This is a genomic window from Planosporangium mesophilum (assembly GCF_016863255.1).
Lineage (GTDB): Bacteria > Actinomycetota > Actinomycetes > Mycobacteriales > Micromonosporaceae > Planosporangium > Planosporangium mesophilum.
The window spans coordinates 74093-92170 of the sequence record NZ_BOON01000014.1 but is presented as its reverse complement, the minus strand read 5'-3'; the positions used below and the strand labels follow the sequence as shown (position 1 = coordinate 92170).

At 71.3% G+C, this 18078-nt stretch carries 19 protein-coding genes, 1 tRNA gene and 1 other RNA gene; 2 read left to right on the top strand and 19 right to left on the bottom strand.

Annotation, left to right across the window (positions count from 1 at the left end; genetic code table 11):
- The 4 genes from Pme01_RS07580 to rnpB all read right to left on the bottom strand — a co-directional run.
- A partial coding sequence (locus tag Pme01_RS07580; RefSeq protein ID WP_203935485.1) for a hypothetical protein occupies positions 1-913 on the bottom strand: 913 nt, incomplete at its 3' end.
- A 63-nt stretch (positions 914-976) separates the two neighbouring features.
- Positions 977-1177, bottom strand: coding sequence for a hypothetical protein (locus Pme01_RS07575; RefSeq protein ID WP_168117316.1), 201 nt, complete (start codon positions 1175-1177; stop codon positions 977-979).
- 433 nt (positions 1178-1610) lie between these two features.
- On the bottom strand, positions 1611-1880 hold the full coding sequence (locus Pme01_RS07570; protein WP_168117315.1) for a DUF2795 domain-containing protein: 270 nt from the start codon (positions 1878-1880) through the stop codon (positions 1611-1613).
- Between the two features lie 94 nt (positions 1881-1974).
- Positions 1975-2377, bottom strand: an RNA gene (gene rnpB, locus Pme01_RS07565) — RNase P RNA component class A.
- 128 nt (positions 2378-2505) lie between these two features.
- Between rnpB and Pme01_RS07560 the strand changes: the two genes are divergently transcribed.
- On the top strand, positions 2506-3291 hold the full coding sequence (locus tag Pme01_RS07560) for a sulfite exporter TauE/SafE family protein (RefSeq protein WP_168117314.1): 786 nt from the start codon (positions 2506-2508) through the stop codon (positions 3289-3291).
- 50 nt (positions 3292-3341) lie between these two features.
- On the opposite strand, the gene Pme01_RS07555 is transcribed toward Pme01_RS07560, so the two are convergent.
- The 8 genes from Pme01_RS07555 to Pme01_RS07520 all read right to left on the bottom strand — a co-directional run bounded on the left by Pme01_RS07555 (position 3342) and on the right by Pme01_RS07520 (position 11791).
- A complete protein-coding gene (locus Pme01_RS07555; protein WP_168117313.1) occupies positions 3342-4157 on the bottom strand; it encodes a DUF4262 domain-containing protein in 816 nt (271 codons plus the stop codon).
- A gap of 16 nt (positions 4158-4173) precedes the next feature.
- Positions 4174-5340, bottom strand: coding sequence for a bifunctional RNase H/acid phosphatase (locus Pme01_RS07550; protein ID WP_373315467.1), 1167 nt, complete (start codon positions 5338-5340; stop codon positions 4174-4176).
- Positions 5337-6074 carry a zinc ribbon domain-containing protein gene (locus Pme01_RS07545; RefSeq protein WP_168117312.1) on the bottom strand — a complete coding sequence of 246 codons (738 nt, stop codon included), beginning with the start codon at positions 6072-6074 and terminating at the stop codon, positions 5337-5339. The genes Pme01_RS07550 and Pme01_RS07545 overlap by 4 nt, the downstream gene beginning before the upstream one ends.
- On the bottom strand, positions 6071-6955 hold the full coding sequence (locus Pme01_RS07540; RefSeq protein ID WP_168117311.1) for a Nif3-like dinuclear metal center hexameric protein: 885 nt from the start codon (positions 6953-6955) through the stop codon (positions 6071-6073). The genes Pme01_RS07545 and Pme01_RS07540 overlap by 4 nt, the downstream gene beginning before the upstream one ends.
- Before the next feature lie 102 nt (positions 6956-7057).
- Complete coding sequence (locus Pme01_RS07535) at positions 7058-7636, bottom strand: flavoprotein (RefSeq protein WP_168117310.1); 579 nt, start codon at positions 7634-7636, stop codon at positions 7058-7060.
- 14 nt (positions 7637-7650) lie between these two features.
- Positions 7651-8883 (bottom strand): helix-turn-helix domain-containing protein, encoded by a 1233-nt coding sequence (locus tag Pme01_RS07530; RefSeq protein WP_168117326.1) that lies wholly within the window; start codon positions 8881-8883, stop codon positions 7651-7653.
- Positions 8884-9420: 537 nt separating this feature from the next.
- Positions 9421-10578 (bottom strand): AI-2E family transporter, encoded by a 1158-nt coding sequence (locus tag Pme01_RS07525; RefSeq protein ID WP_239088071.1) that lies wholly within the window; start codon positions 10576-10578, stop codon positions 9421-9423.
- Positions 10579-10615: 37 nt separating this feature from the next.
- On the bottom strand, positions 10616-11791 hold the full coding sequence (locus Pme01_RS07520) for an MFS transporter (RefSeq protein ID WP_168117308.1): 1176 nt from the start codon (positions 11789-11791) through the stop codon (positions 10616-10618).
- Positions 11792-12073: 282 nt separating this feature from the next.
- Between Pme01_RS07520 and Pme01_RS07515 the strand changes: the two genes are divergently transcribed.
- Positions 12074-12598 carry a universal stress protein gene (locus Pme01_RS07515; RefSeq protein WP_168117307.1) on the top strand — a complete coding sequence of 175 codons (525 nt, stop codon included), beginning with the start codon at positions 12074-12076 and terminating at the stop codon, positions 12596-12598.
- Positions 12599-12615: 17 nt separating this feature from the next.
- Here Pme01_RS07515 and Pme01_RS07510 read toward each other — a convergent pair whose 3' ends face one another.
- From Pme01_RS07510 to Pme01_RS07480, 7 genes are all read right to left on the bottom strand, one after another.
- Entirely contained in the window at positions 12616-12840 is a 225-nt protein-coding gene (locus Pme01_RS07510; protein ID WP_168117306.1) for a hypothetical protein, read from the bottom strand.
- A 7-nt stretch (positions 12841-12847) separates the two neighbouring features.
- A complete protein-coding gene (locus Pme01_RS07505) occupies positions 12848-13462 on the bottom strand; it encodes a cadmium resistance transporter (RefSeq protein ID WP_203935484.1) in 615 nt (204 codons plus the stop codon).
- A 185-nt stretch (positions 13463-13647) separates the two neighbouring features.
- Positions 13648-13719 (bottom strand) — tRNA-Val (locus Pme01_RS07500).
- Between the two features lie 165 nt (positions 13720-13884).
- A complete protein-coding gene (locus Pme01_RS07495) occupies positions 13885-14346 on the bottom strand; it encodes a peroxiredoxin (protein WP_168117305.1) in 462 nt (153 codons plus the stop codon).
- Between the two features lie 129 nt (positions 14347-14475).
- Complete coding sequence (locus tag Pme01_RS07490; protein WP_168117304.1) at positions 14476-14910, bottom strand: DUF3052 domain-containing protein; 435 nt, start codon at positions 14908-14910, stop codon at positions 14476-14478.
- Between the two features lie 147 nt (positions 14911-15057).
- Positions 15058-17430 (bottom strand): thiamine pyrophosphate-dependent enzyme, encoded by a 2373-nt coding sequence (locus tag Pme01_RS07485; RefSeq protein WP_168117303.1) that lies wholly within the window; start codon positions 17428-17430, stop codon positions 15058-15060.
- 151 nt (positions 17431-17581) lie between these two features.
- Entirely contained in the window at positions 17582-17986 is a 405-nt protein-coding gene (locus Pme01_RS07480; RefSeq protein WP_168117302.1) for a YjbQ family protein, read from the bottom strand.
- Positions 17987-18078: the final 92 nt, after the last annotated feature.

Below are 18078 nucleotides of genomic sequence, written 5' to 3'. Positions count from 1 at the left end.
CGGTCTTGCGAGCCGGAGCGGCCGTCTTCCGAGCGGCAGCAGTGGTCGCGGTCTTGCGAGCCGGAGCCTTCTTGGCTGCGGTCGTCCGGGCAGTGGTGGCCGCGGTAGCCCGAGCCGGAGCGGCCGTCTTACGAGCGGCAGCAGTGGTCGCGGTCTTGCGAGCCGGAGCCGTCGTGGGCGCCTTCTTGGCTGCGGTCGTCCGGGCAGTGGTGGCCGCGGTGGCCCGAGCCCTCGTCGCGGTCGTCTTGGCCGGGGCCGTCTTCGCCGTCGTCTTGCGCGGCCCGGTCACCCGCGCCGCCGCCGTCTTCGCCGGAGCCGTCTTCGCCGTCGACCGCGCGGCGGCGGTCGTCTTCTTGGGAGCGGCCGTCTTCTTCGCCGCAGCGGTCGCCCGTGTCCCGGCGGTACCACGCGTCGAAGCGGCGGTCGCCGTCTTGCGGGCGGTACCCGTGGCGCTTCTGCTCGTGGCGGCCTTCTTCGCCGGAGCCGTCCTTGCGGTCGACTTCGTGGCGGGAGCCGTTTTCCGTGCGGTACCCGTGCCGCGCACGGCCGAGGCCGTCGTGGTCCGACGGGCGCCGGTGGCCTGCGCGGCCACCGGCCGCTTCGCGGCCGCGGCCTTCGCGGTACCGGCCGACTTCGCCGGCGCGGCGGTCTTCTTCGCGGCCGCGGCCTTCGCGGTACCGGCCGACTTCGCCGGCGCTGCGGTCTTCTTCGCGGCCGCCCCGGTCGCCTTCGCGCCGGCTGCCTTGGTGGTCGTCGTCTTCTTCGCGCGGGCCTTCGCGGCGGTCGGCGCGGCGGCGCTCTTGGCCGCTCCCTCCTTGCCGGCCGCGGCCCTGGTACCCGTGCTCTTGGTCGTACTGGCACCAGCCGCGCGTTTGGCAGCCGGTCGAGTGGTGGCCTTGGTTGCTACGGCCATCGTCTTTTCCCCCTTGTCGGAGACTGCCGCCGGTCGGTCGGCGAGAGCGCTGCTTCCGCGCGTCTACGCCTCATCTCCGCTCCAGCGGGCGTCCTCCGCATCCCAAGTCTCGTTTCGTTCTCGTACTCGATCGAGCGCACGTTCGGCTTCTCCCGCCGATCCATACGGCCCGAGTCGGTCGACCGCGGCGCAGGCGTTCTCCTCGGTCTCGACGCGGTGATGCAAAAGGCACCAGTAGTACTGCTTCGCACCGCTGCTGCTCATGTCATCACTGTGCACCGCATATCGGCCTCTCGCTACCGATTCCTATAAATTTACCCAAGAGAATCCACAGTAGACCCATCCGGGTGACACCGGGGCACCATGGTGATGCCCGGAATCCGGCTGACGAAACGCCCGCCTCGGGCGGCCGGGCAGGCCTCGATTTTTGCGGTACATCCGCTGTGATGGAGCCGGATCCCAAGGGCAATTACGCTCCGCGCGGCCGTCAGATCGAGTGCCCGACCTGCGCCTGCGGTGCTTGAGAGAACATCGCCGACTGCATCGCCGATAGGGTCACGGGCACGATTGCGAATGCGTCGCGGATAGCCGCTGAGCTGCGCACCGATCCGCGTGATCGATTCGGCTGGTGCGAAGGCGTACGGGCCGGGCGCCGCCGGTCCGCCGACTGCGGGAAAACTCCCGGAACTCGGGGGAACTACGGCCTGCGCAGGTACTCGGCCACCCGCTGATGCTTGCGGTCCCGTGCCTTCGCGGCCTTCTCCGCCGGAGTCTCCTCCGCGATTTCGGTCTTCGCCGAACGAAGAACCTCTTCCTTGTTGTGGTAGTCAACCGGCGGCATGCCGCGCAATGCCTTGAGCACGCCTTCCGGGGCACCCAGCTTCGCGGCCTCACGGACGATGTCGTCCCTGGTTGCCGGGAAATCCACGGTATTGAGGTATGGCAGCACCTCGTCGGTGGTCACCATGACGATCGCGCCTCTCGTCTGGTCGGCAAATTGGACGCATACCCTCAAGCGTCGAAGCGAACCACTGACATCGAGTAGGCGAGCAGGGGCGCGACGGACGAGTCGACCTGTACGCCGGGTCCTGTGACCCGCTTCCGCGGGCCGGCGGCCATCCATCTCGGCCTGCCGTCGCCGGCAGGCTCTAGCGGCCTACCCGCAGGCATCGGGCGGGCAGCCCTCGAACGCCTGCGCAGGTCGCCGCGGTGCGGCGACCCTCTTGGCCTTGCTCCGGGTGGGGTTTACCGAGCCACCCCGGTCACCCGGGGTGCTGGTGGGCTCTTACTCCACCGTTTCACCCTTACCTCGTGGCCCGTGGGCCGCGAGGCGGTCTGTTTTCTGTGGCACTTTCCCGCGGGTCGCCCCGGGTTGCCGTTAACAACCACCCTGCCCTGTGGAGCCCGGACGTTCCTCGGCAACGAAGCTGAAAGCTGCGTTGACGCGGCCGCCCGGTCGACTCGTCCGTCGCACGTCAATGGTACTAACGCCGCCGACGCGTTGTCGCTTCCCATGATCCCTTCCCCCGTGGGCCGGTTCATACCGCCACAAAGTGTTCAGGATCATGAATTGGGGCTAGCCTGGCGGCACCATGACTGCCGCACACATCGCGCTCCTGCTGATCGCCGGCCTCGCCGCCGGCACGGTCAACGCCATTGCCGGCGGCGGATCGCTCGTCACGTTCCCCGCGCTGGTGGCGACGGGCCTCCCGACGGTGGCGGCCAACGTGACCAACTCGATCGCCGTCTTCCCCGGCTACATCAGCAGCGTCGTCGGCAGCCGCCACGACCTCGCGGACCTCGCCGCCGAGGACAAGCAGCACGGCGGCCGTCGGCTCCTCGCCCTCGCGCCCACCGCGATCGTGGGTACGGCCGCCGGGTGCGCGCTGCTGCTGGCCACGCCGGCTCGCGCGTTCGACAAGGTGGTGCCGTTCCTGGTCCTCGGCGCGGGCGTGATCCTGGCTTTCCAGAACAGGCTCCGGAAGGTCGTCGGCCACCCGCACGAGATGCCGCCCGGGCGACGGCTCCTGACGCTGCACGGCATGGTGCTGCTCGGCTCGGTGTACGGCGGCTACTTCGGCGCAGCCCTGGGCGTCATGTTCGTCGCGGCGCTGGGGCTGGTGCTCGCGACCAGCCTGGCCCGGGTCAGCGCCCTGAAGAACGCCCTCTCGGCCCTGGTCGGCTTCGTCACGCTCGTGGTGTTCGCGCTGTTCGGTCCGGTCGACTGGGCCGACGTCGCGATCCTCGCCCCGGCGACCGTGACCGGCGGGTACGTCGGCGCCCGCCTCGCCCGCCGGCTGCCGGCGCCGGTGCTGCGCGCGATGATCGTCGCGTTCGCCGGCGTGATCGGCACGTACCTGCTCCTCCGTGCGTACTAACGCGGGTCGGGGCGACGAAGCCGTGCCGGTGCGACACCGACCACAGGTGCCTAGCTTCCCGCGCTGAAGCGACGGGTGTGCCACTGCCCGTCGGCGTCCAGCCACGCCTGGCTGTCCGGCTCCATGGCCACGAACCGGGCGAGCCACGGCTGCGCCTGGTACAGCTTCCCGAAGTGCACCCAGCCGGCGGCTTCGTCGGCGTACCCGCGCTCGTCGAGGAAGTCCCATCCGCCGTCGGCGTCGTGGGTGACCGCCACTATCGGCAGCGTGCCGGCCACCACCTCCGCCGAGGCCATCACGGTGCTGTCCGGCTCCAGGTACTCAAACGGCCAGTCCGCCGACAACTCCCCCATCAGCCGCCAGGCACCTTCCGGGTGCTCCGCCAGCGGTACCCACGCCGACGGCTGGCGCTCCCGACAGGTCAGGGTCGCCGCCGGGTCCCACGGCCAGCGCCCGTCGCGGTCCGGCCACACCAGCTGCCGTACCGGCACCTCGAAGGTGCCGTAGTAGCCGCCGATCGTGGGGAACAGCGACCGGTACCACGACGGGTGGATCGAGCGGGTCTGCACCGGGAACCGGTCGAGAACACCGGTGAAGGGCTCGCCGTCGGCCACCGGCTCCCGGCAGCGCAGCAGGCGGACGCAGTTGTTGAGCCAGGTCTGCATGTCCTGCTCACGCAGCCCGAACATGCCCAGTTCCGGCAGCTCGTACGAGTGCCAGACGCCGATCGTGAAGGCGTACGGCGTCTCGCCGCTGACCGACACGACCGCCCAGCCCACCTCGGCGACCGTGTCGCGGATCCAGCGGTCCCACGAACCCCGGTCACGACCCGACGCGCAGCAGTCGAGGCCGGCGTGGCTGGGCATGGTCACACCTTTCGCGTCAGGTGATCCCGCGCAGATGGGCGGTCTCGTTCACGGATCGTACGGCGATCCCCCCGTCCGGCCAGTAGTCCACACTAGACAAACCGGCGGGCTCGAGGTAGCAGCGGTGCAGGAAAGCCGGGCCGGCGGCGAGCGCGTCCCGCAGGATCAGTTTGATCGGTGACACGTGGCTGACGACGGCGACACGCTCACCGGGGTATTCGGCGCGTAGCCGCTCCACCGCCCGGTTCACCCGCAGCGCGACCTCGTCGAAGGACTCACCGTCCGGCGGCGCGACCGCCGGGGACGCCAGCCACGCCCGCATCTGGTCCGGCCAGCCCTCCTGCACCTGCGCGAAGCTGAGCCCCTCCCAGGCGCCGAAGTCGCACTCGACCAGGTCGGGCTCGACGCGTACCGGTACGCCACCGGCCGCCTCGGCGATCAGCGCGGCGGTACGGGAGCACCGGCTCAGCGGCGAGGTGACGACGGCGGCCACCGGCCCCACCCGCTCGGCCGCCGCCCGCGCCTGCGCGAGACCACGCTGGGTCAGCGCCGCCTCGCCCCGACCGGAGTACAGCTTGCGCGCGGTGTACTCGGTCTCGCCGTGCCGGACCAGGACCAGTCGCGTGGCCGGGGCCGTCGGTGGCACCCAGGACGAGACCGGGGCCGTCACCTCGGTACGGGTGGACGCCGAGGCGGCGGCCGCGCGTGCCGCGGCGCGTCCGGGCGAGTCGGGCCCGGCGACCTTGCGCGGTGGCGTGGCCGGGGCGGGCTCCTCGGGCGCGGACTTGCCGTCCATCGCCCTGTTGGCGAGGGCGTCGGCCCGCTTGTTGCGCTCCCGCGGTATCCAGGTGAACTTCACGGACTTGAACCGGCGTACCAGATTGGCCGCCTGCGCGGCGAGCGGCCGCAGGCCCGGGTGCTTGATCTGCCAACGGCCCGACATCTGCTCCACGACGAGCTTGGAGTCCATCCGGGCCTCGACCTCGTCGGCGCCCAGCTCGGCGGCGGCGGTCAGACCGGCGATCAGGCCCTGGTACTCCGCGACGTTGTTGGTCGCGATGCCCAGGGCGCCCATCCGCTCCGCCAGAAGCTCGCCGGTCTCGGCGTCCAGTACGACCGCTCCGTACCCGGCCGTACCCGGGTTGCCCCGCGAGCCACCGTCGGCTTCGACGATCACCTTCACAGACCGGACTCCTCGGTACGAACCATGATCCGGCCGCACTCCTCGCAGCGGACCACCTCGTCGGCGGGCGCGGCCCTCAGCCGGGCCCGCTCGCTTCCGGACAGGTCGAGCCGGCACCCACCGCACCGGCCGCCGCGCAGCAGCGCGGCGCCCAGGCCGGTCTGTTCGCGGATCCGCTCGTACAGCTGGATCAGGTCGGACGGCAGGTCCCCCGCCAGCGGAGCCCGTCCCGAACGGCGGAACTCCTCCTCCCGGCCGATCTCCGACAGCGTCTCGTCACGGCGCCGCTGCACCTCGTCGCGCTGCTCGCGCAGCGCCGTCAGCCGCTGCGCGACCTCGTCGAGCACGCCCTGCGCCGACTCGCGCTGCTCCATCAGCTCCAGCTCGGCGTCCTCCAGCTCACCCTGCCGGCGGGCCAGGGTCTCCAGCTCGTGCTGGAGCGCCTGAAGTTCCCGGGCCGGGCCGGTACCGACGTCCAGCCGCGACTGGTCCTTGGCTGCGCGGACGCGCACCTGCTCGACGTCCTTCTCCATCCGCGCGATGTCGCGGTCGAGGTCGTCGACGCCCACCTGTACCCGTACCCGCTCGTCCTCCAGCGCGGACAGCTCACGGGCCATCCGGTCCAGCTCCGCGTGCTCCGGCAGGGTCTTGCGCTTGTGTGCCAGCTGCGCCAGCGACGTGTCGATGGCCTGCAGGTCGAGCAGGCGTCGCTGGGCTTGCGGATCGGCCTTCATCGGCTGTGCTCCTCGGTATCGTCGGCTCGCGGCGTCGGCTCGCGCTGCGCGGTGGTCGAGCGGGCGTGGATCGTCCAGGGGTCGGTGTCGAGGTCGGACACGAGCGTCTCCACACCCAGCGCGCCGCACAGGTGGGTGGCGAGGTCGTCGAGCCAGGGTCGCTCGGTGGCCCAGTGGGCCGCGTCCAGCAACGCCGGACCGCCCTCGGCCACGTACTCGCTGGCGGGGTGGTGGCGCAGGTCCGCGGTCAGGTACGCGTCGACACCGGCGGCCACGGCATCGCCGAGGAAGCCGTCTCCCGCACCGCCGCACACCGCCACGGTCGTAACCTTCCGCCCCGGCGTCCCCGCGGCTCGCACCCCCCACGCGGTCGGCGGCAGTGCCCGCGCGGCCAGCTCGGTCAGCTCGGCCAGCGTGACGGGGTGGGGCAGCCGGCCGACGCGGCCGGTGCCGCGACCGGAGCCGGCGGCGAGGCCGGTCGCGGGCCGCAGCGGCCGCAGGTCCACGAGGCCCAGGCGGGTGGCGAGCGCGTCGGAGACGCCGGGGTTGGCGACGTCGGCGTTGGTGTGCGCGGTGTACAGCGCGATCCCGGCCCGGATGAGCCGGTGGATCAGCCGACCCTTGTACGTGGTGGGCGCGATCGACGACACACCGCGCAGCAGCAGCGGATGGTGCGCCACGATCATCTGCGCGTCGACGGCGACGGCCTCCTCGACCGTCTCCGGTACGCAGTCCACGACGCACAGGATCCGCCGGACCGGTGCCTCCGGCTCACCGAGGACGAGGCCGACCCGGTCCCACTCCTCCGCCCAGGCCGGTGGGTAGTGCTCCTCGAGGACGGCCACGACATCGGTCACGGTGGGCGATTGGGCGACGGTCACGGCGGCGAGGCTACCCCAATCGACGGTGGCGGTCAGCGCAGCGCGACGAAGACCGGCGACGTGCGTCGCCGGCCCGGCGCGACAGAGCCGGAAGCGGTGCGGTCACGCCGGCAGCGCCTCGACGGCGAGGTGCCACGGGAACGTATTCCGGCGGGCCGTGCCGGTACCCGGCTGGTGCGGCGGGATGACGTCGTCACCGTACAGCAGGGTGACGCCCCACGAGCGCAGCTTGGCGACGCTCTCGCCGAACGCGGGGTGGGCTGCCATGGCCGCGTTCGTGTAGGGCACGGCGACGATCGGCAGCCCGCGCCCGATCGCCTCGACCATCAGCCCGAGGGCGAGGGTGTCGGCGATGCCGGCGGCGAGCTTGTTGATGGTGTTGACGGTGGCCGGCGCGGCGACGATGGCCGACGGGGGCGGCAGCACGTCCGGGTCGCCCGGGTTCTTGAAGTGCGCGCGCACCGGGTACCCGGTCTGCTCGGCCAGCCTGGGCACGTCGACGAATTTCAGCGCGTCCGGGGTACAGACGACGCAGACCTCCCAGCCCCGCCCCTGGACCAGCTCGACCAGCCGGCCGACGTCACCGGCCGGCGGGGATCCGCAGACGATGGCGTAGAGGAGACGGGGCCGTACGACATCGCTCACGCGAGCATCATGCCCGGAGACTGTGTCGGCTTCCATCAATGGCACGGACGTTACGCCGCGACGCCCATGTTCTCGGCCAGCTCGGCGATCGGCGTGGGCGGGGTTCCCCGGGTACGGCGCAGTACGTCGGTCAGGACCTCGCGGGCGACGGGGCGGCAGCGGATCTCCGACGGCGCCAGCCGGTCGCCCTCCAGCAGCATCTCGCTGGCGCCCTCGACGTCGCCGGCCTGGGCGTACCCGCGGGCGAGGTCGAGGAAGTGGTGGGCGCGCCGCTCGGGCAGCAGGGCGCCGAAGCCGTACGGGTCGATCTGGTGGTGCGTCTCCACCGCGAGTTTGCCCTCGCCCAGCTCGACGGCGGCGGCCGCCCGGTGCAGCTGCACATTGGTGGGGCCGAACGAGGTCCAGTAGTGGTTGTGGTCGCCACCGAGCGCGCGGGCCGCCTCGTCGGCACCGGCGAGCAGGTCCCGTACCGAGGCGGTGTCGCCGATCCGCGCCGCCGCGATGGCTCCCTGGAGCAGCAGCATCCCGTACACCGAGAGCCGTTCCGGGGTGGTGGGCTTGCCGTCGGTGCCGGGAGCCAGCCGGTTGGCGACGTTGACGTTGACCTCGAGCGCGGGGCGGGCCCGGCCGAGTGCCAGCAGGGAGAGCGCGACCCGGTACGTGGCGACGCCGGCGAGCAGCGGGTCGCCGGAGCGCTGCGCCGCGGCGATGGCGCGGTCGGCGGCGAGCCACGACAGCTCGTTCTCCCCCAGCTTCCGCAGCGTCGAGGAGGCGAGCTGGTAGACCTGCGCCAACAGGTGCGCGGCGGTAGGGGACCGTTCGGTACCGGCGTACGCGGTGTCCGCGGCCTGGGCGTCCCGGAGCAGCTTGGGCAGCACCCGCGTGAGCATGCCGCACTTGGCGTGCTGGTAGGTCAGCCAGGCGTGGTTGACGGCCTTGTGCAGCTGCTCCAGCAGCGGCGGCTCGGGCGGGGCGTGGAAGAACGCGCTGATCTGGTCGTACCGCTCCAGCGCTGCCCGGATCTCCTCGACCTCGACCTGGTCGGGGACGCCGGTGCCGTCCGCTCGCCGCTCCGGCTCCTTGCCCAGCAGGAACTGCACGTCGACCTGGAGGACGTCGGCGATCTCATAGACCACGGAGAACTTGTCGAGCCGGCGGACCCCCCGTTCCACCTTGTCGACCCAGCTCTTCGACTTCCCGAGCCGGTCAGCGAACACCTGCTGCGACATCTTGCGCCGGCCGCGCCAGTACGCGACGCGGCGCCCGATCGGCAGCTCGTCCATCATCGTCCGCTCCGTCCCCTGCCCGGCCACGCTGCCGGATCGCGGTCGGGTTCGCGCCACGCCCCCGTTGGTGGTCATTTCCGGCTGGCTCGACGGGTCCGGCTCCACCCGTTCGAGCGAGGTTGCGCACCGTCAACAACGGCGCCCGACCACGGACGCCTGCGCGTTCGATGTATACGTTGCAGCAAGATCGTCGCTTCAGCGGAAGAAACGATCTATATACGCCCCTGGTAACGCCCGTTTCACCGAACGTCACCGTCGCCCGCGCCCACTCTAAACCGGCGATCATGTCGGCGGACCGACGGTGTGAGACACCGCGCATTCGCGCGCGTTCGGGCGCCTCCGAACGGACTACGTCGGCTGCCGGCCCGACCGGCCACCTCGCTACGAACGGTGGATGGCCACCGTCGATCGCGCGGCCGGCTTCGGGGTCACGCCGGTCGCCCATCGCATGCGGGGCCGTCTCGTCCATCCGGAAGACAACCTAGCGTCGCCCACCTGCGCAGGTGAACCCCCAATTGAGGCGGGGGGTCTCATTCAGGGTGTACGAGGGGCCGCGCGCCCCGGCCGGGCGGCCACCTGCGGCGCCGGGGACGGCCCGGCCGGCTCGGGAGACTCCGCACCCGGCGGCTCCGCGCCTGCCGGAGGTGTACGCCGTGCCCGCCGCTCCCGCCACACGTCCCGTACGACGATCTGGATCATCGCGGCGACCGGGATCGCCAGCAGGGCGCCCAGGAGGCCGGCCAGCTCGGTGGCGATCAGGATGCTGACCACTACCGTCAGCGGGTCGAGCTGCACCGTGCGGGACAGGATCACCGGCTGCAGCAGGTGGTTCTCCAACTGCTGGTACACGATGAAGAACACGATGACGACGATGCCGGCCGTCAGCGATTGGAAGAACGCCGCGAGCGTCGCGACGACCGCGCCGAGCGTCGCGCCGACGAGGGGGATCAGATCGGCGATCGCCACGAAGAGCGCGATGAGCCCCGCGAACGGCACCCCCATCACCAGCAGCACCACGTAGGTCAACGCCCCACAGATCACGCTGATCAGCAGGTTCCCGGTGAGGTAGCCGGTGATCGTACGGGCGCACTCGCGGCCGACGCGCTGGATGCGCTCGGCGCGCGACGGTTCGAACAGCGAGAGGAACCCGTCGACCAGCCGCGGGGCCTGGAGCACCATCAGGTACGACAGCACGAAGATGGTGAGGATTCCGGCGACGGTGGTGGCCGCGCCGCGCAGGAAGGCCAGCGTGGGCGTGCCGAGCCCGCTGAGATAGTCACGGATCTGCTCGCTGTGCTGCTCGGCGTACTCGCGCAGATGGAACCGGTTGAGCAGCCCGCCCAGCGGGCCGCGGCCGGCACGGGTGTCGCGGATGATGGCCGGAAGCTGGTCGACGAAGTGGCTCGCCTCCCTGATCAGCGGCGCCACGAACAACGCCGCCAGCCCGGCCAGGACGAGGAACACCGCCAGGAAGACCAGCAGGGTGGACAGCCATCGCCGCATCCAGGTGACCCGGCGCTCGAACCGGGTCACCGCCGGGTGCAGTGCCGTGGCGAAGAACGCGGCGATGACGATCCAGGTCAGGACCCGGCGCGTCTCGTACACGAGAAACAGGCCGAGCAGGGTGATCAGCACCAGCCCGATGACGGTGAGGGTGATGCGGGCAGGGGTACGCGCGCTCTGCGTCGTCACCCGACGGATACTCCCCCGGGGTGACATTCACCAAACCTCATTGACGGACGCGTACCGCCGGCGCGAAGGCGCAGATGGCGGCGGCCAGCACGAAGAGTACGAGCAGCGCCCGCCCGATGCCCACGTGGTCGGCGAGGATGCCGATGACCGGCGGCCCGGTGAGGATCCCCGCGTACCCGACGGCGGAGACCGCGGCGATTGCGTCGGTCGGGCGCCCGGGCGACTCCCCGGCGGCGCTCATCGCGGCGGGGAAGATCAGGCAGACGCCGAGCGCCCAGAGCACGGTGCCGAGGTACGCCAGCGGCAGCCCCGGACCGAACACCGTCACGGCCACGCCGGCAGCGATCACCAGCCCGCCGGCGCGCACGGCGCCGTGGCGGCCCAGCCGTTCCATGATCGGGGTACCGACGAACCGCCCGGCGGCCATCGCGAACGCGAAGACCGCGTAGCCGACGGCGCCCAGAGCCTCGCCGCTGCGCCGCTCGTCGACGAGGTACAGCGCGAGCCAGTCCGCCGCCGCGCCCTCGACCGTCACGCCGCACAGGGTGATGAGGCCGATCGCGACGACCCGCCGGGTCAGGACCGTCGACCACGCTCCCCGCTTGCCGGATTCCGCCGGCGGCCCGGTCTCGCGGTCCGGGATGTAGAACCGGAGAGCGCCGGCCACCAGCACCACACCGACGCCCGCGGCCAGGGCGAAGTGCAGCGGTACGGGTACCGCCGCCCGCGCGGCCAGGCCGCCCGCCGCGGCGCCCGCGATGCCGCCGGCGCTCCAGGAGGCGTGGTAGCGCGGCATCCAGGCCCGGCCGGCCCGCTGCTCGACCGCGCTGCCCTGTACGTTCATCGACACGTCCCAGGCGCCGAAGAGCATGCCCCACACGAAAAGCGCGACGGCGAGCGTGGCCAGCGACGGCACCACCGACATGCCGAAGACGGCCACGCAGCAGGGCAGGGCGAAGGCGGCCACCGTGGCACGGCTGCCGAAGCGCCGGCACAGCCACCCGGTCGACGGCATGGAGACCAGCGAACCCACCCCGGGCGCGAGCAGGGCCAGGCCCAGCTCCGCGGGGCTGGCGTGCAGGCGGTCACGGGTCGCCGGCAGCCGGGACACCCAGGTCCCGAGGAGCGCGCCGCTCACGGCGAAGACCACCGCCGTACCCAGCGCCGCGCGGGCCAGCCGACGGTACGTCAGCTCGAGTTGGGCCACCGGCATCGAGGAATCCTACCGGTGACCGCCGCTTACCGGCTGCCGCCGCGCTGCCGGTCGGCTAGCAGGCGCTGACCGGGGGCGGACACCACAACGGCGCGAGTCATGCGCGCATGCATCGTGGTGTCATGCGCGCATGAATGGCAGTGCCTAGCCGGTTGACCAGCGGTTCCGTACCCGAGGTCTGACGGTCGAGCCGGACAAGCCATTCGGCCCCTGCGGCACCGGACCTTCGCCCTTCACCGCGCCAGCCGGGACCGGCGACGGTCGGGGTGAAGGTGGCAGGCGATGAGTGAGGAACGCCGGTCCGAACTGATCGTCGTCGGCCTCACCGGCGACGGCGACGACGACTGGACCGTACTCGCCGAGGGGTTGCGCGAGGCGTCCCGCCGGGCGCTCCCGCTCTGTGTCGTGCACGCGCTCGGGACGTCCGACTACACCCCCGGACCCGCGTTCGAGGCCGCCATCGGCCAGACGGCCGCCACCCAGGCGGCGCGCGAATCCGCGGTCAGACGGGACCTGCAACAGCACATCGACCGCCTGGTCGCCGACGTCGCGCCGGCTGTGGTCACCGATTGCAAGGTCGTGTACGGCGACCCCGCCACGGTCATCCTCGAAGCGGCGCGCGGCCCCGGCCTGATCGTCATCGGCGCCGGCCAACCCGGTAGGGGGTCACCGCTGCTGCTCGGCCGGGTCTGTCAGGACGTGACCGTACACGCGCGCTGTCCGGTACTGGTCGTGCCGCCGACCGAGCGGGCACCGATACCGGAAGCCGCTGCGGCCGCGGCGGAGCAGCCTGGCGTCTGCCGGTGAACCGGCCGTCGCCGCGCCTATCCAGCCCGGTTGTCACGCCGTTTGAACCGGCGCCACACCGCCCTGCCGGCGCCGACCCCCATGCCGACGAGGATGCCGGCCACCACGGAAAGCAGGAGGACCTGCCAGGTACCCATGCGGGCAGCATAGATCGTCGCATCGTGGAGCGCGGTGACGTCGGGCAGCACCTTGGCCAGCAGTGGCTCGCCGCGATGGACCACGTACCTGCCCCGGAAACCCACGCCGTGGCTACCCCAAGGACAACACCCTTCCGATCACGCCGGACCCGACGACGATGAGCCCACCGATGAGCATGAACACCGCGGGCACGATCCAGTGCCCGAGCCGCTCGACCACCTCGATGACCTTCTTGTGCGAGCCCAGCCACGAGCCGGCCAGGCACCACACCGCCACCAGCACCGCGAACACCGCGACCGTACCGCCGGTCGCGCCCGGCCCGGCGGTACGGAAGATCGGCGTGTAGACCGATACGTTGTCCGAACCGTTGGCGATCGTCACGCCCGCGATCGAGAGCAGGCCGGTGGCGACCGCCGGGTTCGACTGCTCGCCGTCGCCGTGCGCGCGGATCGCCTTGACCAGACCCCGTACGCCCAGGCCGAGTGGCATGAGACCGAGCAGACCGACCCACCGATCGGGAACGATCGTCAGACCCAGCGCGGTCAGGACGGAGACGGCGACCAGTACGCCGATACCCGCGTACTGTCCCGCCCAGATCTGCCATCCCTTGGGTCTGCCGCTCGCCCTCGACGACAGGAACAACACGGTCAGCACGATGAGGTCGTCGACGTTGGTCCCGGCGAACACGCCGACCGCCGTCCCGACCGTCCCGAGCAGGTGATCCACGGCGAGCAGGCTACCGGCGGGCAAAGGCCGGAGCGCGCCCCCTGTTGACCTTCATGATCGTGCGCTGCGACTGGAGGGACGCGCCGAGATCCGGCAGCACTTCACCTGGGCAGGGCAGGCCCCGTTCAACCGGGGGGGTTGCACAAAAGCGGGATGGCCCGGGCGGATACCCGGGCCATCATCGGTGGGCGCGGCTGGGTTCGAACCAGCGACCCCTCGCTTGTAAGGCGAGTGCTCTTCCACTGAGCTACGCACCCAAACGGCGGTTAGCTTACCTTGCCGCGCGAGAATACCTCCTGCGCGGCACACCACTCCACCATGATCACCGAGACTTTGCGGCGCCATGACGCCCACAACTCTCGGTGATCATGGGGGAAGCGGTGATCATGGGGAGAGCGGTGATCCTGGTGGAGGTGCCCAGGTCACGCCAGTTCGGCCAGCGCCTTCCGCCAGGCCTGCTGGTCACGGGGCTCTCCCGGCTCGTTCATCTCGGCGTGACGGACGATCCCGTCCCGGTCGATCACGAACGTACCGCGGTTGGCGAAGCCCTTGTCGCGGTTGAACACCCCGTACGCGTGGGCGACCTCGCCGTGCGGCCAGAAGTCCGACAGCAGCGGGAACTCGAAGCCCTCCCGCTCGGCCCAGACCTTGTGGGCGAAGACCGAGTCCACGCTGATCGCCAGCACCTGGACGCTGTCGCTCTGGAAATCACCGATGTTGTCGCGCACCTGACACAGCTCGCCCTGGCAGATACCAGTGAACGCGAGCGGGTAGAACACCAGGAGCACGTTCTTCTCACCCCGGAAATCCGCGAGCCGGACGTCCTGGTTGTTCTGGTCCTTGAGGACGAAGTCGGGCGCCTGCGCACCTACCTCGATCGGCATGCCTTCTCCTACGGTCGCAGGAACAGTCGACCAACGTGGTCGGACATCAAACAGTCGCACCGAGGATACGGGCACGCCAAGACCGGCCGCCGGCCGCGTACGGGCCGGCGGTCCTCCAGACGGGCGAACTCAGCGCTGCTTGACCCGGGCACCCCTCGGGACGACCAGACGGGCGGCCGTCCAGTCCTTGCCGGCGTTGACGGTGGACGTCTGCTGCAGGCCGGCGGTCGGCGCCGACTCGTTGATCTCGCTGGGCTCGACGTGCCCGTCGCGCCCAGCCTTGGGCGTGAGCAGCCACACCACGCCGTTGTCTGTCAGCGGTCCGAGCGCGTCGATCAGCGTCTCGACCAGGTCACCGTCACCGTCACGCCACCACAGCAGTACGGCGTCGACCACCTCGTCGGTGTCCTCGTCCACCAGTTCGCCACACCGGTCAATCAGCGCGTCGCGGAGATCTTCGTCGACGTCATCGTCGTACCCCATCTCCATAACGACCATGCCCGGCTCGATCCCGAACCGGTCCGCCAGGCTCTTCACGTCGGCCTGGCCCGCGGTCGCGTTCACTGTCTGGTGCCTCCCTGTCTTGTCACGTCTACGCAGCAGTATCCACTTCCCGGGCGCGGTCGTGGACGCTGTTAGCGCGTAGTCCACACAGTTGAGGCTCCCGGCGCAAGTGGCTCGCCGAACGAACTCGCCGAACGAGCAGGAAAATCAGCGCGCCAGCAACGACCTCGCCGCCTGGACGATCTGGTCCTCGGACACCAGGACGTGCGCCGCGGCCGGACCTAGCGGAATGAACGAGTCTACTGCGGCAACCCTCCGCGCGACCCCCACGTATCCCGTGTCGACCAGGACCGCGAGCACGCCCTCGCCGACGCCGCCGCTGCGCCGGGTCTCGTCCACGACGAGGACCCGCCCCGTGGACGAGGACTCCCGGATGATGTCCGCGACCGGCAGCGGCGACAGCCAACGCAGGTCGACCACCTTGCAGCCGATCCCCTCGGCGGCCAGCCGCGCGGCGGCCCGTAGCGACAGCCGGACGCCGTTGCCGAAGGTGATGATCGTCAGGTCCTGGGACAGATCGTGGTCGTACACCCGGGCCCGGCCGATCGGGACGTGGGAACCCGGCCAGCGCCCGGGCGGCAGGTACTCCCCCAGCCACTGGCCGTCGCCGTCGGCGTGCAGGTCACGGGTGTGGTAGAGCGCAATCGGCTCCACGAACGCGGAGACCGTACCGTCGACCACCGCGGCCGCCAGGCAGGTCCGCAGCATCGGACCGGCGTCCTCGGCCCGCGACGGTACGGCGACGACCAGGCCGGGGATGTCGCGCAGCACCGCGACCGAGTTGTCGTTGTGGAAGTGGCCGCCGAAGCCGGACTGGTAGGCCAGGCCGGCGACCCGTACCACCATCGGGTTGCGGTAGCTCCCCTTGGCGAAGAACTGCATGGTGGCGGCCTCGCCGCGCAACTGGTCCTCGGCGTTGTGCAGATACGCCAGGTACTGGATCTCGGGTACGGGCAGCATCCCGCCCAGCCCGGCGCCGAGCCCCAATCCGAGGATCGACGTCTCGTCCAGCAGCGTGTCGAAGACGCGGCCCGGACCGAACCGGTCGCGCAGCCCCTTCGTCACCCCGTACACGCCGCCCTTGGCCGCGACGTCCTCACCGAAGACGACCATCTGCGGGTACGCGAGGAGCGCGTCCGTCAGCGTCGCGTTGATCGTCTGGGCGAGGGTGAGCCCGCCGGCCTCCTCCGGGAGCCGGCCGCCGAAGGCGCCGATGCGGGCGGCGCTGCTGGGCACCCCGATGCCGCCGAGCGCCCGGGCGACGGCGGTGCCCGTTGCGGCGGGCTGGGGCTCTTCCTCGTCCGGCGGCAGGTCGGCGACCTCGACCGCCGGGGCGGCCAGCCGCGTCGCGGCGTCGGAGATGGCGCGGGCGACGCGTGCCGGCCGGCGCGGCGCAAGCACGCTGGTCACCTCCCCGGCCGTGGCGAGCTTGGGCTCGGCGAGGGTCTCCTCCGCGACCCGGCGCACCTCCCAGCCGACCTCGTCGTACCGGGTGAGCAGCTCGGCGGGGGTGGCGAGGCCGGCCTGGACCAGCAGCGAGGCGGTGGCCACCAGTGGATCGCGCTCCAGGTCGGCGGCGATCTCGGCGCGGCTGCGGTACCCCAGTTCGGCGTCGGCGCCGGCGTGGCCCATCAGCCGCACCATCGACAGGTGCAGGACGGCGGGGCGCCGCGTCCGGCGCACCCAGGCCGCCGCCTCCGCGCAGGTGTCGTACGCGGCGGCCGGGTCGCAGCCGTCGGCGGCGAAGTACCGCAGGCCCGGCCGGCCCCGTAACGACTGCTCGATCCAGCCCTCGGGCGACCGCACGCTGATGCCGATGCCGTTGTCCTCGCAGACGAACAGCAGCGGCAGCCGCAGCCCGATGTGTGCCGACCAGCCGGCGGTGTTGAGGCCGGCCAGGGCGCTGGCGTGGTTGACCGAGGCGTCGCCGAAGGAGCAGAGCACCAGCGCGTCGCCGGGCCAGCCCGTGGCCTGCGCGCCCAGCCGGGACACCCGCCGGCCGCGCTCGATCGCGTACGCGACGCCGACGGCCCGGGGCAGGTGGGAGCCGATGGTCGAGGTGGTCGGGATGACGTTCAGGTCGGCGTTGCCGAAGACCTTGTGGCGCCCACCGGCGATCGGCTCCTTCACGGAGGCGACGATGCCGCGCAGGACGTCGCGGATCGGATCACTGTCGGGCACCTGGGCGGCCCGGGCGCAGTAGAACCCGCCCGACCGGTAGTGCAGCAGCGCCGGGTCCGTCGGCCGCAGCGCGGCGGCCACCGCCGCGTTCCCCTCGTGGCCGGCCGAGCCGATGGTGTAGTACCCCTCGCCGAAGCTGCGCAGCCAGCGGGCGGCGAGGTCCAGGTGGCGGCTGGCGAGCTGCGCCTCGAACAGCTCGCGGGTCTGCGCGCCGGTCAGCGTCGTGCCCTGACGTACCGGATCGCCCGGGTCGCGCTTCTCCTCCGCCGGACTCATCCCGCCGAGGACCGCCCGGAAACGCTCGTCGAGATCCTGAGGCGTGGTCACGACGGACAGCATGTCCGAAACCTCGCCGCCCGTGCCAGTGCGGGCATCGATGTCCCGATCCACGGTCACCCCCCTTCCCCATCCACCTCGATCGTGGACCCGTCAGGCTTGATCGTGGAGCCCTCGGGCGGCCGGGAACCGCAAGCTCACCCTGTCGGGACGCTCATCCCGCCAGGAACGAGAAGCGCACCTGCCGCGTCGGGTTGTCGCCGTTCGGGTCGACCAGGCAGATGGACTGCCAGGTACCGAGAGCGATCTTGCCGCCGACGACCGGGAGCGTCGCGTACGGCGCGACGAACGCCGGCAGGACGTGGTCGCGACCGTGCCCGGGCGAGCCGTGGCGGTGCCGCCACCGGTCGTCGGCGGGCAGCGCGGCGTCGAGGGCGAGCAGGAGATCCTCGTCACTACCGGCACCGGTCTCGATGATCGCAATTCCGGCGGTGGCGTGCGGTACGAATACATGGAGCAATCCGTCACCGTGCCCCGAAACGAACTCGGCTGCCTCACCGGTGATGTCCCGAACTGTGGGCATGGAGCCCGTCCGAACCGTTATTACTGATGAGTACATTTGGCAATCGTCCTATTTTGTCTGCGGGCCCGCGTGACGGCACCCCGTAAACCATGCAGGATGGTCGGAGAGCCTTACCAGACACAAACCTA